Origin of the sequence: Kosmotoga arenicorallina S304 (assembly GCF_001636545.1) — a bacterium.
GTDB lineage: Bacteria > Thermotogota > Thermotogae > Petrotogales > Kosmotogaceae > Kosmotoga_B > Kosmotoga_B arenicorallina.
The window spans coordinates 1-13,882 of record NZ_JFHK01000036.1 but is presented as its reverse complement, the minus strand read 5'-3'; the positions used below and the strand labels follow the sequence as shown (position 1 = coordinate 13,882).

The window sequence follows — 13,882 nt, the reverse complement described above, 5'->3', positions numbered from 1 at the left end:
TCATTATTGGGGGTCAGACCGGAGACAACCATGAAGTGGTTCGCAACAATCCCGAAGGGATTCGTATCAGCCGCGCAGCGGCCCTCTCGGGTCTCGTCTTTGCAAGCTACGCACAACCTACAACGAACTTTATCGTTGTTCTATTAGCTGCCACGTCTTACATTCTCTTACAGAAATAAATTGTGAAAGCCCATACCCTTTAGGTATCGGGATGAAACAATTTAATTCAATATGAAATGGTATTAGGAGATACATTGAAGAATATCAAGACATATAAAGGTTTATAAATTTCCAGTGCCGTATACACACAATCATAAAAAGTATACAGGCGAAAGCCTGGTAGTAGGGTCCTTGGCGTACCCCATGGGCGTGAGATGCAGCTCACACCTGTGTTGCCCGGTGTCCATGTGGTCACCGTGGAAGCCTACCATCGAGTGGGCAAGAACCTCCTGATTATAGGAATCCTATCCCCTTCAGGGGATTGGGAGGACGTCAATCAAACCGAAGCATTTTCCATGTTCCAATTTCACGAAACCCCAATCGCTGGTAGATTTTCCCGGCTTTTGGATTGTCGTAAAAAAGACAGGGGGTCTTTCCTTCGGAAAGCAAGTCTGAACAGAGCTTCGAAACAACGCAAGAAGCGAGTCCCTGGTTTCTGTATTCTTTTAAAGTGGCAACACCTATGATCATCGCAAGGTCAGATGTCTCAGCGGTGCTCGCTGCCGTGGAGACGATTTTTCCATCTTTTTCGATAACATACCGCCTTGTGGTGCCCTTTTTCAAAGATTCGTTAAATGATTCTTCATCTGTCACGTGAAACTCTTCAATTGAGTTCAGCAAATCAAGCAACCCTCTGGCATCTTCGACTGATGCCCTTCTTACAGGAAGGTTGCAGTTATCCAGATTTGGCTCTTTGAGCACTGCAAAGTGCATTTTGGATTCTTCTTTTGTCATATCTTTCAAATATGGGGATATTTTATCTATGCAACTTGTTTTGCCGCTTAAGACCATTGCCTGCCCAAAATCTCTGATTATTTTCGCAGCAGATTTAAAGTCCATTTCATCCGGTGAATAGATAACAAAGAACCTGTAATACCTCATGAGCACTCCTTTTGGTTGTTCTAATTCTCCATCTACGAAGATCTCCATATAATCGGCATTGGGGTCTGTATTTTCTATGTCTCCAATAATGAAAAGGTTGAATTCTTTCTCGCTGGAAAGAAAGGGTAAAAGCTTTTTTGACTCGTTATAAGAAAGCTTTTTCATCATCTCACCCCTTGAGATATTTTAGAAAGTATATCATGAACGAGTCACTTTTAAAAATTTACGTCAGAAGTCACCAAATTGGTGCGAATTTTTGAATTCTCTGATTGGCTGTATCAGCAACGTAGATAAACCCTTCATAATCAACGGCTACTCCATATGGATCACGAAATTCACCCGGATTGATTCCCCAGCTGCCAAATTGAGTTATAAATTCACCTTCCGGAGTAAATACAAGAACTCTACCGCTTAGAGGATCGGTTACATATACGAATGTGTTTAAACTACCATGTGGTGAAACTGCAATTCCCCATACTGAAGTGAATTGCCCCGGCCCTTCGCCGTGTTCACCCCATTCGTAGAGATATTCACCGAGGTTATTGAATACCTGAATTCTACGATTGCCTTCATCTGCTACAAACACAAGATCCCAAAAAACAGCAATACCTATCGGGTTAATAAATTGCCCTGGGCCGGAACCAAAACCTCCCCATTCGATGATAGAAATAATCTCATAATGTGAGTGTATTGGATCAAAAATCGGTTTCAGGGTGAATTTTTGAATTCTATGATTTTCTGTATCTGACACATATACCGTTCTCAAATTCTCTGGCTCGTCTCCAATAGCGATTCCCATTGGCCTTATGAATTCGCCTAATCCCTCGCCGGGTTGCCCCCATTCCTGGACAAATTCCACTTCTTCAATACCCGGAAACTTGAAGACTTTCACCTTGCAATCAGCAGCATCTATTACATAAGCAAAATCCATTGCATCCACTTCAATATCACAAGGCGTTTTCAATGCATAATCAGGATACCAACCTTCGCCCCACATAGTTAAAAATGTGCCGTCAAGAAAGAATTTCTGCACACGGTGGTTGCCATATTCAGGCTCAAACCAGGAATCAGCCACATAGAAGAAACCTTCTGTATCAATACATATCCCCATAGGTTCATTGAACTGCCCGGGTTCGGATCCGTACTCTCCCCAAATATCTACTAGAGGAGGTTCATGAAGAATCGCAAAGCTCCATGTTTCGCTCTCGCTCATCCCGCCTTTTCCATCTTTTGCCACTACTTTCCAGCGCCAGGTTTCGAACTCAGGTGGGAGTTCTTCAACATGAATTAGAAGAAAATCTTCTGGATAATCAACCAAATACGGCAATTCAAAGGGTTCAGCCTCCGGTGCGAGGTAGAAATCATACAGCAACGGATCCCCGTCAGGATCAATACATTCCCAGAGAAATCCTATTTCTGGTCCGCTTACTGTGATTTCATTCTCAGGAAGTATCAGGATCGGGGATTCAGGTGGATTGTTTAGAAGTATGGTTTCAAATTCCCACAAGGTACCTTCTGTTACCCCTCCATAACCATCTTTTGCCACTATTTTCCAGTAGTACTTTGTTCCCGGGTTTAAATCATAGTCAAAAGAACTTTTCGGGAAATCAGAAAGAAGTATTGGTGGAGGGTTCATGTCCCCAAAATACACATCATAGAGAAGAGGATCTCCATCGGGATCGCTGCATAACCAGCTCATTCCCTTAGCAACGGGAACTTCTGTTGCACCATTTCTTGGTATTGGGCTGCTCGGTGCTGAAGGCGCTCTGTTCACATTGTAGACAGTCACTTCAAAGGTATCATTTGTAGTTCCACCCCATCCATCATTGACCTCTATTTCCACTATGTATGTGCCTGAAGCATAATAATCAGGACAGTAAGTATATGTAGCATCTGTTATAGCTCCAACTCCACTAAACAAGATAAAGCTCAATGGGTCACCATCTGTATCTGAGGCATATTCAAGCAGGTTGAGAGTAAGGGTTTCATTTTCATATAAATCTTGATCGGGTACGGAAATTTCGGGGGGTCTGTTTGCAGTTGTAAAACTCCAGACAGGTTCTTCTGCTTCACCTCCCCAATCGTCTCTGGCAAATATTTTCCAGTAGTACGTCGTGTGACCTATCATTTCGTCTGGAGTATAAGATGTTTCACCAATTCCCCATGCAGAAAGTGTTGGAGCTGCACTTGTTCCGAAATAGATATCATACGTTAAGGAATCTCCATCGGGATCATTGAATGCCCAAGACATCTTATCTTCACAAAGGACATCTACAGCCTCATCCATTGGAGAACGGTCGGAAATATATGGAGGGCTATTTGGAATTATCTCAATGATTTTTATTACGGGTTCGACTATATATTTGTCGTCGGTTGGGTGTCGATATCCCACATCGTAAGAAAATCTCACCTGCCGTAACGTTTCAACAGGCATAACAGGGAGATTGATATGGAGTTTCCCGGAGGGGATTTTGCAAGTATATGGGAACTCGATTGCTGTGAGCGTAATTTCCCCGGTGTGGAAGAATACATTCGTCGGGGTTGCATCAATATTCATAGCCACATAATGAACCATTTTATTTATATCTGCATCCTTTAGAATGTCTATATCCTCCCAGGAATCTGCAATAATTACCTCTTTTCCGCTCTCCATAAGCGTTGCTTCTACCATTAATACTTCAATGATAATGCCTTCTGGTTCTTCGGTAAGTAACCTGAATTCTTCCGTGTTCGAATTGTCAAGCACATTGCATCCGGCTAAAAAGACCAGACATATGATGATGGCAATAACAACAGATTTCATTTTTTTCGCCTCCTAAAGCAGTTTGGAAGGCAAGCTAAAGAAGCGCTGGAAGTCTATTATTCACAAGAAGCAATTTAGAAGAGCACCGAATTCTTTGCAGTATTTCACTCTAAGAGGAGGGGACAAATAATTGTATTGGTGATATTTAAACATTTAAGAAATACATCATGAAATAGCCTTTTGTTTATTTCACAACCTTCACAAAGAGTATATTCCCGAATGGAATGCATTGTATTACATACTGCCAAGAAATCTTAAAATGAATCTGAAACATTCTTCATTTTGCTACTTATGAAGTGTTTAAAATTCAGCGGTTTTTCCAAAGGTTGGTGCTATAATCGCCACGGTACACCTGGGTCAAGCGGGGTGGAAAAAATGAAAAAACTGTTTTTGATTCTAATATTGCTCATTCAGGTTCTCTTCTTTGCGGGGGAAAGCCCGGCTTCGTCTGATACCTGCATTGCAAGCGCAACATCTTTTGAAGCTACCAATTTGCTTCAGGTACATTTCATTGACGTGGGGCAGGGAGATTGCACTTTGATAATCTCTCCGTCTGGAAGTACCATGCTTATTGATGCAGGTTTAAATAAAGAATTTGAAAATGTTATGAACTATCTTTCTGCTATGGGCGTGGAAAAGATAGATATTCTTGTAGTTACCCACCCGGATCTTGACCACATAGGCAGCATTGACGAGATTATCAACACCTTTAAAAGCTTTTACCGCATCTATATGCCACTTTATGCCAAAGAAACCAAAGCCTTTAGATATATAGTTGAAGCCATTCTGGATAACGATTTGCAAATAGTCCCTGCCCTTGGAGGATATTTCATTCCCTTTGATCCTGCCGTGAACCTTGAGGTAGTTTCGCCAAATCGCTTGCATTATGATGATGCCAATAACTACAGCGTGGTTATACTACTGCAATATGGAAATATCCGCTTTCTCTTTACCGGAGACGCAGAGGTAGAGGTGGAAGAAGAAATGCTTTCCCTTGGATATGATCTGGATGTTGATCTTTTGAAACTTGGTCATCATGGAAGCAAAGGTTCATCTTCTTTTGAATTTCTATTGGCAACTTCTCCTGAATTCGCAGTTGCAAGTGTCGGGGAAAACAACCGTTATGGTCATCCAGCAATGGAAACTATAAACAAGCTCGAAGAGTTAAACATAAAGCTCTTTCGGACAGATGAAGCAGGTAATATTGTTGCGATCAGCGATGGCGCAACAATAACCTTTATCACTGGCTCGCTGGACGATATAGAAAATGAATTGAAAATTTCTGGGTGGTGAAATGATGGAGTATGAATACGTCAAATTTGAGGTGTTTATCCCCAAGGGTTTTGTGGATGAACTCAGGAAAAAGGTAAATGCAGCGGGTGCTTGTAGGCTTGGAAATTATGACAACTGCATTTCTTACCATCCAGTTACGGGGTACTGGCGACCCCTTGAAGGGTCAAATCCATATCTTGGAGAAGTGGGAAAAATCGAAAAAGGAAAAGAAATGAAAGTTGAATTCATATGCTCAAAAAAATATGTAGACGCTGTTATAAAAGCAATAAGAGACGTTCATCCATATGAAGAACCCATGTTCTTTGTGATACCTCTCTTGAACAAATAATATCTTTCAATAATCCGTTCTTTTCTTTTCGTACAGTATCATAGCGATAAGCGTAACCAAGAATGGGAGCGTTAATAGTAGTTTGGGAGACAACTCTGTGTTCACCTGAAGGATATTGGAGAGCGCGGAGGCTGCACCGAAAATAATAGATGCCACGAATATTCCTAAAGGATTCCCCCTTCCAAGGACAACGGCTACAAGGGCTATCCAGCCTCTGCCGTTTGTCATTCCGCCCACAAAGGTTTGCAAAGGAAGGGAAAGAGAAGCTCCGCCAAGCCCTGCAAAAAAACCGCTTATGATAAAAGCAAGCATTCTATGTTTATATACAGAGATCCCAACGCTAACAGCTGTTTGGCTGTCCTTTCCGACGGCTCTCAAATGGTAACCGTAAGTTGTTTTGAAAACGACATAAAAGCAAACAAGCACAAAGGTGACTGCAAGGTAATCAAGAATGTTATATCCACTGATAATCTTTCCTAATAAGGGGATATTATGCATCACCGGAATTTCAATCGTATTAAGCTTCGGGGCGTCTGGAAAGAATACAGTCCCCTTTGAATTGCATAATGTGTATAAAAGGAACACGGTCAATCCATTTGCAAATAGGTTGGTTGCCAACCCAACAATGAAAATGTTGGCCTTCAGGTTTAGTGAAAGATACGCCATTATCAGGGCAAGAATAACTGAAAGACTCACTCCTGCAATTATTCCAAACAATATGCTATGTGAAATATTCGCTACATACACCGACAAAAAAGCTGAAGAGAGCATCATGCCTTCAAGCCCTATATTTAGAAGGCCTGAAAGCTCAGTAAAAAGCCCTCCAAGAGCCGCAAGCAATATTGGAGTCATCATTGTCATTGTTGTGTGTATGAACTCACCCATTACTTACGGCCTCCTTTCTGGCTTTCATAAAACTAAAAAGCCCTTCTGCTGTAATTAAATAGAACACAGCGGCCTGGATTATCCTCGCCAATTCAGGAGTGATGTCTGAAAATAGGGAGCCAACATTCGCGCCGCTTTCGAGATAAGCGAAGAATATCGCGGCAGGTATTACCAGCAAAGGGTGATTTCGTGCAATTAACGCTACTGCAATTCCATTCCAGCCGTATCCAGCTGAATAGCCGCGTATCATTCTCCCGTGAATCCCGTAAATATCGATTATTCCCGCAAGCCCGGCAAATCCTCCACTCATGAGCATAGCGATAACTGTAACCCTGCTTACGGGCATTCCAGCGTATTGAGAAAAAATCCTGTTCTTTCCTGTCATGGTTATTTCAAAACCAAGGGTGCTTTTTTTCATCATAAAATAGACGATGAAAATAATACCAGCCGCTATGAATACTCCGGCATGCAAATCAGAAGGTTTTAGCACTTTGCTGAACATGAGCTTTGAATCGAAATAAGGCGATGCCGCCAGACCAGCTAAGGGATCTTTGAAGGGCCCTTCCAGGAAAAAGTCACCAATATATACCAACGTATAGCTTATGAGAAAGGATGAAATTAGCTCATTCACATTTCTTTTTACCTTCAGATATCCTGAAAAAGCTGCGATTATGCCACCTGCAAGAAATGAAATTACAAGAACAAGAGGTATCAGCAAAAGGGGGGATAATGCCTGAAATTTCCATGTTATATAGGTTCCAACAAGAGCACCTATGTAAAGCTGGCCCTCGAGCCCCAGATTGAAAGCTGAGGCTGAAAAAGCAATGCTCGCTGCCAGCCCTGTTAACATCAGAGGAATAGAAGCAGCCAGCATATTGCCAAAGAAGTACGCACTGCTAAATGGTCCTATAAAAAAAGAACTTATAGCATTTGCGGGCTCGCTGCTGGTAATTGCTATCACAAAAATTCCTATCCCTAAAGCGATTGATATTGTGATGAATGTTCTGAGTAAGTTCAAGTTCTTCATCCGCTAAAACACCTCTGATTTCTCTTTTAAATGCAGTCCCAGCATGTATTCGCCGATTAGTGATTTTGTCAATCCTTCTGAATTTTCAAAGGAAGCGATGATTTCACCCTTATACATGACGAGTATTCTGTCTGCAAGATGCAATATCTCGTCCAGATTGCTTGAAACGAGAAGTATAGCTTTGCCTTCCGTGCGCATTTCATGGAGAGAGTCATAAACAAACTTTGTGGATCTCACATCAAGACCCCATGTAGGCTCACAGACTATCAGCACCTCTGGGTCGGAAGAGAATTCTCTGGCGATGATAACCTTTTGAATGTTTCCGCCGGAGAGCAGGCCGACCTTTGTAGTTGGTGATGGGGCTTTTATAGTATATTTTTTCATAAGTTTATTAACAAAGGCGTATGATTTTTTTCTGTCTATCCAGCCCTTTTTGGAGAATTCACTTTTATAATACTTTGTCGCTATGACGTTATCAAAGATACTTGATTCGCACGAAGCTCCCTGCTTCATTCTGTCTTCCGGAATATATGCCAGTCCTGCATCTCTTATCTCTCTTACTTCATGATTGGTGATTTCTTTATCTCCAAGCATAATCCTCCCGGAAGACACCTTTTTCAAACCCGCAAGAGCTTCTATTAATTGCAACTGTCCATTGCCCGTTATTCCAGCGATACCCAATATTTCCCCTTTTGCTATTTCAAAGCTGACTCCCTTAACTTCGTTTGTAAAATCATTTGTTCCTTTCACATGCAAATTTTCAACCCTGAAAACGACCTCCCCTTTTTGGGTTTTAAAAGCCGGTTTTTCAAAATCTATATCTTCACCAACCATAAGATAGGATATTTTTTTCTTGTTGAATTCTGTAATAGGTCCACTCGCTATGCTTTTTCCATGCCTGAGAATGGTAATATCATCTGAAATTTCGAATATTTCTTCGAGTTTGTGGGTGATAAAAATCACAGTCTTGCCTTGCATTTTTAGCGTTCTTATCGTTTTGAACAGCTCTTCAATTTCCTGCTCGGTCAAAACTGTCGTTGGCTCATCGAGTATAATCAAATCTGCCCCACAATAAAGCGTTCTCAATATTTCCACTTTTTGTCTTTGACCAGCAGAGAGGTTTGCGGCTATTGATTCGGGATCAATCTCCAGACCGCTTTCAATTGAAAGCTTCAATATCTCTTCGTTGATTTTTTTCATATTAACGAACCCGAATTTTGCATGCCTTTCCTGGCCAAGAACTACATTTTCAGCAACGGTAAAATCCTCAATCAGCCTGAAATGCTGCTGCACAATGCCAATACCTGCATTAAAAGCCTCTTTAGCACTTCTTGCTTCGAACCTTTTTCCCTTTAGAAAGATATGTCCTTTATCCCTCTTTTCAATTCCACAGAGGATTTTCATCATTGTCGTTTTACCGGCACCATTTTCGCCCACAAGGGCATGAACTGTGCCTTGTCTGACTAAGAGGCTGGCATTGTCCAGAGCGATAACGTTGTTGTCTTCAAATGTTTTACAGATGTTTCTCATTTCGAGCATGTATTCATTCACGTAACTTCCCCCAGCAAATTTTTAGTATACGAAAACTATATTGGTTTCTAAACCAATTATATACTGGCTTTATCCAGGCTTTTGAATTTTCGTGTAATTGTGGGTTATCCGTAGTTTCAATTCAAGTGAAAAATGGTGAGAGCCGAATCTCGTTTTCTCGACACATCTTCAACAAAGGTTTCTCGCTCATGGACTTATAATCAACTGTTAGCCTGTGTATCTGGAATCAATTTTGCACGCTCTTCTTTTATGGCTACTGATACAGCCGCTCCTTCTTCAAAGCCATCGGAAACCCCAGCCTCTGTTTTCACCATGACTTCTCCAAATTCCGTTTTCACATAGGATTCAACATAGTTACCAAGATATACGTTTGTAAGCACCTTACCCTCGATATGGCCTTTTCCGGGAGCTTCCAGATAAAGACCTTCTGGTCGACAGCCCAGAACGTATTTCAGATTTTCGGATATTTCTATTTCTTTATTCAAAACAAGTTCTTTGCCTTTTATTGCAACTTTGACTCGGTCTTCCATGATAGCTTTGATTTCAACAGGGAAAAAGGCTATTTTGCCCATGAAGCTCGCAACAAATTTTGACTCAGGCTTTTCATACACTTCGTTGGGAGTTCCAATTTGCATTATTTTGCCGCTATTCATGACTATTATCCGGTCAGATAGTGTCATGGCTTCTGTCCTATCATGAGTAACATATAAAGCTGTTATTCCTACCTGCTTTTGTATTCTTCTTATTTCAACCCTCATTTGTTCCCTGAGCAATACATCAAGGTTAGAAAGGGGTTCATCAAAAAGAAGAACGGAAGGTTCAACAACAAGTGCCCTTGCCAGGGCTACTCTTTGTTGCTGGCCACCGGAGAGGCTTGATGGCGGGCGATGCTCAAAACCTTTCAATCCAACCAATTCAAGAATTTCGCTAACCTGTTTCTTTATCTTTTCCCTGTCCATTTTCCTCATTTTTAATCCATATGCCACATTGTTCCCAACACTCATATGAGGGAAAAGTCCATAACTCTGAAAAACCATGGCTATATCACGTTTCCACGGAGGTGTGAATGTGACATCGCCTTCGCCTATCATTATCTTTCCCTTTGTGGGAGTTTCAAAACCTGCGATCATCCTCAAAGTAGTGGTTTTACCACAACCTGATGGTCCCAGCAGGGTAACAAATTCACCGGGTTTTACGCTGAATGAAACATCATCAACTGCTCTTATATCCTGTCCCTCAAAACCTTTGAAAACCTTTGAAATATTTTTCAGTGTAACCGAAACTGACTTCATTCATATCACCCCGAAATTATTGTTTTCTCCATGTAGGAACTCTTTTTTACAAGCAACCTCATCAATCCAAACACAGCAAGAATAATGACTATAAGCGTGGTTGCCAGGACACTCGCTAAACCAAATCTCAAATTCTCCGAGAAATTGTATATGAGAATCGTAATGTGATACCATCTTGCAGAAATAAGGAAAATCACGGCGCTTACTGCAGTCATGGACCTGACAAAGGTATACGACAGGCTTGAGATGAAAGCCGGCCTGATCAGGGGAAGCACAATTGTCCTGAACACGGTTGGCGAATCTGCCCCCAGACTTTGGGCAGCTTCTTCAATAGCCGGATCAATTTGCTTCAAAGTAGCAACCCCGCTTTCTACACCCACCGGTAATTCTCTTATAATGTAGTTTATTACGATAATTGCGCCTGTTCCCACCAGCAACAGTGGCGGCTTATTGAAGGCAATAATATAACTTATACCTACCAACGTTCCCGGTATTGCAAAGGGCATTAAAACGAGCAGTTGCAAAGGCTTTTTCCCGGGGAATTTTTTCCTGACTATTATCATTGCAACGACCATAGCGAGAATTCCGGCAATAGGGGTAGCAACTGCTGCCAGTGTTGTTGTATCTATAAGGGCATCTCTGGCTCTTGACAAGGCTTCGGTGATATTTTCAAGGGTAAAAGAATAATCGATTCCCCAGTTCTTAACAAAGCATCCGGCTACTATCGTTGAATAAAGGCCAATGAGAAAAGCTGAGATAATTCCCATCATTGTTATTAGAAAGATTTTTACGGGTTTGCTGGCTATTTCTACAATCCGGGCACTGGGTTTACCAGTTACAGTTACATATGTTTTTCGATTCACCCAATACCTTTGAATCAAAAAGGCAACAAGTGTAGGTATAAGCAATAAAATGGAAAGCGCAGCACCGTTTTGCAATCTGTGCATGCCAGTAACTTCAAGATATGCCTCAACGGATAACACTTTGTATTTTCCAGAAAGAATTAGCGGGTTCGCAAAGTCAGCCATGGAATTGGAGAATACCAGCAACCAGGAACTGGCAATTCCCGGAAAAGAAAGCGGTAAGGTTACGGTGGTAAATACTTTCCATCTGCTTGCCTGCATGTTCATTGAGGCTTCTTCGAGAGTTGAGTCAATGGCTTCCAGAACCCCACTCAAAACGAGAAAAGCTATTGGAAACATGCCCATCGTTTGAACTATAACCAGCCCATCAAGGCCGTATATGTCAAAAGAGGTTAAGCCAAGCAACCTGCGGGTTATCAGGCCATTGTTTCCAAAGAGCAAAATGATTGAGAGCGTTAACGAAAAGGGAGGGGAAATAACTGGCAAAGTCGCCATGGTTGCGAAGAATTTTTTCCCTTTTAATTTCATCCTTGTGAGAGAGAAAGCAAAAAGGAAGCCAATTATCGTTGATGTCGTCGCCGTGAGCATCCCCAACTTTATGCTTCCCCAGAGTGCGAGAGAATAGTTTTTTGTTGTCAGAACTTTTTTCCAGACATCCAGGCTAAACTCACCGTTCTGGAAAATCGTCAATTTGAAGGCCTCATAGAGAGGGTAAGCTATAAATGTACCGACAATGATGAATACAATGAGAATTGTAAAACCCAACGTGGGGTCTCTCATGAAGCTGGTGATGAAAGATACAATAAAAACAACACCTATCAAAAGAAGGGCAAAGCCCCAAATAGTTCTAATGGTTTTGAGAATTCCAGAAGCGTCGTGCAGTAATACCAATGAGCCTGTCACCATGCCATATTCCGGTTCAAGAACGGGGACAAAAGCAGTAAAATACTGGTTGTTATCTATTTTTAATATATCCTCATGAAAATAGGTTTCTTCATATACAGTGCTCTCTATACCGTAATCAAAAAAGTCCATTGTTTTCAACTTTGAAAATAAGTCAGCGCTTTTCGGGCTTTGATAAAAATATTTGGGTATCTCGCCGTATTCTTCAAGCCCTTTAATGTAAATCACCTGCACATCTGGATATTTGATATTCATATCTTCAAGCCAATCTTGTATATTTTTTTCAGGAATTGAAGATGAGATAAGACTGGATATCTCTATGATTCTTTCCTTTGCTGCATTAACAAATTCCTTTTCTATACTATTGAATACCCAGAAGATCAAAACTGCAAAAAGACTTACCGTTACCACGAGTTTTAGAATTTTTGCCCGCATAAATGATTAACACCTCCGGGGATTGACCAGTTGATAGGTTTTAACAATACAAATACCTGCACCGCAAAGCGGTGCAGGCCAAAATAATTCAGCGGGAATTACCTTCCAATTTCATTATTCCATCTGTCAGTTAGTCTTTCTCTGTTAGCGGCATCCCAGACGAAATCCTGGTCCACTGTCCTGATGGTCTCGATAGGAACTTCAACTTTATCTTTTGGTGCTTCGGGAGAAAGCGGTATGACATACCATTTCGCTATGATTTCCTGAGCATCTTTTCCAAGAATCCAGTTATATAGTTTCTTCGCTTCAACAGGTTCTTTTCCACCTTTAATCAACGACATAGAAGCGATTTCAAATCCTGTGCCTTCTTCCGGTATCGTAATGGTTATTGGTGCGCCGTTTTTCTGGAGCCTTATCAAGTCGTGAAGATAACCGATTGCAATGGGGGTTTCCCCAATTGCACAATCTTTACCGCCAGCAGAACCAGATTTTGTATACATGTTGACATTCCTGTCAAGATGATGGAGGTACATGAATGTCAGGTCTTCATTATCGCCAAAAAGGTGGTATATGGTTGTGATTACGTTATACGCGGTACCGGAGGTATTTGGATTTGCAACTCTTACCATGTTTCTGTAATCGGAGTCTATAATATCAAACCAGCCCTTTGGTGGTTCGATCCCAAGTTCTTCAGCCCTGTTGTTGTTAGTTGCAAAAGCAAGAGGGCCAATGTAAAGGCCAATCCAGAAAAACTCTGGATCACGGTATCCTGCTGGTATTCGAAGAGCAAGCGGTGATTTGTAGGGAGTTGTAAGACCTTTAATCTTAGCTTCGATATGTCCCAATCCAACTCCACCAACCCAGATTGATGCCTGGGGATTTTCTCTTTCAGCTTCAAGCCTTGCGACTGTTTCACCAGTTGAGAGCCTTACCCATTCGACTTTTATGCCTGTTTGCGCTTCAAACAGGTCAAACAATTCTTTTGCCAAAGGTTCTTCAAGCGTTGTATAAGCTTTTACGAGATTCCCCGAAAATGCGAGAACTGAAAGCATAAGCACAAGAACAAGGATAACTCTTTTCATAAATACCCCTCCTTTTTTTGAAATAATATGCATTCAACAAGAATGCAGATAATCTATTATAACCCAAACTATGCACTTAGAAGATAAGAGGAAAAGATAGGTCATTGAAAAAGGCATGGGAACCTAGTAAATTAGTTGTGAAGCCAAACACAACATATGGAGGTTTCCCATGCCCACAACTAATATACCACAACTTCTAAATTCTATGTGTGAAGAGACTTCTTTTCCCAGGTCTGAACACAAAACACTACTACTCGATTACACCAGGGGCCTTGCCATATCTCATTTCAAAAGCCTTAGTTCTATTGGTAGGAAAATG

General features: G+C 41.4%; 10 protein-coding genes and 1 pseudogene. 3 read left to right on the top strand and 8 right to left on the bottom strand.

All coding sequences use genetic code 11. The features are described from left to right. Positions 1-492: 492 nt before the first annotated feature. Both AT15_RS10020 and AT15_RS10015 read right to left on the bottom strand, forming a co-directional pair. Positions 493-1,266 carry a GNAT family N-acetyltransferase gene (locus tag AT15_RS10020; RefSeq protein WP_068349272.1) on the bottom strand — a complete coding sequence of 258 codons (774 nt, stop codon included), beginning with the start codon at positions 1,264-1,266 and terminating at the stop codon, positions 493-495. A 70-nt stretch (positions 1,267-1,336) separates the two neighbouring features. Continuing rightward, positions 1,337-3,904, bottom strand: coding sequence for a 6-bladed beta-propeller (locus AT15_RS10015; RefSeq protein ID WP_068349270.1), 2,568 nt, complete (start codon positions 3,902-3,904; stop codon positions 1,337-1,339). Between the two features lie 375 nt (positions 3,905-4,279). Between AT15_RS10015 and AT15_RS10010 the strand changes: the two genes are divergently transcribed. Together AT15_RS10010 and cutA are read left to right on the top strand one after the other, a co-directional pair. Further along, the gene (locus tag AT15_RS10010) at positions 4,280-5,197 is read left to right on the top strand and encodes a ComEC/Rec2 family competence protein (RefSeq protein WP_068349267.1); all 918 of its coding nucleotides are present in this window, start codon (positions 4,280-4,282) and stop codon (positions 5,195-5,197) included. 4 nt (positions 5,198-5,201) lie between these two features. Continuing rightward, entirely contained in the window at positions 5,202-5,525 is a 324-nt protein-coding gene (cutA, locus tag AT15_RS10005) for a divalent cation tolerance protein CutA (RefSeq protein WP_068349263.1), read from the top strand. Between the two features lie 6 nt (positions 5,526-5,531). On the opposite strand, the gene AT15_RS10000 is transcribed toward cutA, so the two are convergent. The 6 genes from AT15_RS10000 to AT15_RS09975 form a co-directional block, all read right to left on the bottom strand. Next, positions 5,532-6,410 (bottom strand): ABC transporter permease, encoded by an 879-nt coding sequence (locus tag AT15_RS10000; RefSeq protein WP_068349260.1) that lies wholly within the window; start codon positions 6,408-6,410, stop codon positions 5,532-5,534. Continuing rightward, positions 6,403-7,437: an ABC transporter permease gene (locus AT15_RS09995; RefSeq protein WP_068349257.1), complete on the bottom strand. Its 1,035-nt coding sequence runs from the start codon at positions 7,435-7,437 to the stop codon at positions 6,403-6,405. Before AT15_RS09995 ends, AT15_RS10000 begins: the two co-directional genes overlap by 8 nt. A 3-nt stretch (positions 7,438-7,440) precedes the next feature. Continuing rightward, the gene (locus tag AT15_RS10465) at positions 7,441-8,988 is read right to left on the bottom strand and encodes an ABC transporter ATP-binding protein (protein ID WP_084251719.1); all 1,548 of its coding nucleotides are present in this window, start codon (positions 8,986-8,988) and stop codon (positions 7,441-7,443) included. Positions 8,989-9,188: 200 nt separating this feature from the next. Further along, the gene (locus AT15_RS09985; protein ID WP_068349254.1) at positions 9,189-10,280 is read right to left on the bottom strand and encodes an ABC transporter ATP-binding protein; all 1,092 of its coding nucleotides are present in this window, start codon (positions 10,278-10,280) and stop codon (positions 9,189-9,191) included. 5 nt (positions 10,281-10,285) lie between these two features. After that, the gene (locus AT15_RS09980) at positions 10,286-12,481 is read right to left on the bottom strand and encodes an ABC transporter permease (RefSeq protein WP_068349251.1); all 2,196 of its coding nucleotides are present in this window, start codon (positions 12,479-12,481) and stop codon (positions 10,286-10,288) included. Between the two features lie 98 nt (positions 12,482-12,579). Further along, entirely contained in the window at positions 12,580-13,563 is a 984-nt protein-coding gene (locus AT15_RS09975; RefSeq protein WP_068349247.1) for an ABC transporter substrate-binding protein, read from the bottom strand. A 169-nt stretch (positions 13,564-13,732) separates the two neighbouring features. Here AT15_RS09975 and AT15_RS10215 point away from each other — a divergent pair. After that, positions 13,733-13,882: pseudogene (locus AT15_RS10215) on the top strand (IS701-like element ISKol8 family transposase); the annotation flags it as partial.

What these genes read in the sequence shown, in the direction of transcription:
- AT15_RS10015 (WP_068349270.1), bottom strand. Translation starts at nt 3,904, where the DNA reads ATGAAATCTGTTGTTATTGCCATCATCATATGTCTGGTCTTTTTAGCC.
- AT15_RS09975 (WP_068349247.1), bottom strand. Translation starts at nt 13,563, where the DNA reads ATGAAAAGAGTTATCCTTGTTCTTGTGCTTATGCTTTCAGTTCTCGCA.
- AT15_RS10020 (WP_068349272.1), bottom strand. Translation starts at nt 1,266, where the DNA reads ATGAAAAAGCTTTCTTATAACGAGTCAAAAAAGCTTTTACCCTTTCTT.
- cutA (WP_068349263.1), top strand. Translation starts at nt 5,202, where the DNA reads ATGGAGTATGAATACGTCAAATTTGAGGTGTTTATCCCCAAGGGTTTT.
- AT15_RS10000 (WP_068349260.1), bottom strand. Translation starts at nt 6,410, where the DNA reads ATGGGTGAGTTCATACACACAACAATGACAATGATGACTCCAATATTG.
- AT15_RS09980 (WP_068349251.1), bottom strand. Translation starts at nt 12,481, where the DNA reads ATGCGGGCAAAAATTCTAAAACTCGTGGTAACGGTAAGTCTTTTTGCA.
- AT15_RS10010 (WP_068349267.1), top strand. Translation starts at nt 4,280, where the DNA reads ATGAAAAAACTGTTTTTGATTCTAATATTGCTCATTCAGGTTCTCTTC.
- AT15_RS09985 (WP_068349254.1), bottom strand. Translation starts at nt 10,280, where the DNA reads ATGAAGTCAGTTTCGGTTACACTGAAAAATATTTCAAAGGTTTTCAAA.
- AT15_RS09995 (WP_068349257.1), bottom strand. Translation starts at nt 7,437, where the DNA reads ATGAAGAACTTGAACTTACTCAGAACATTCATCACAATATCAATCGCT.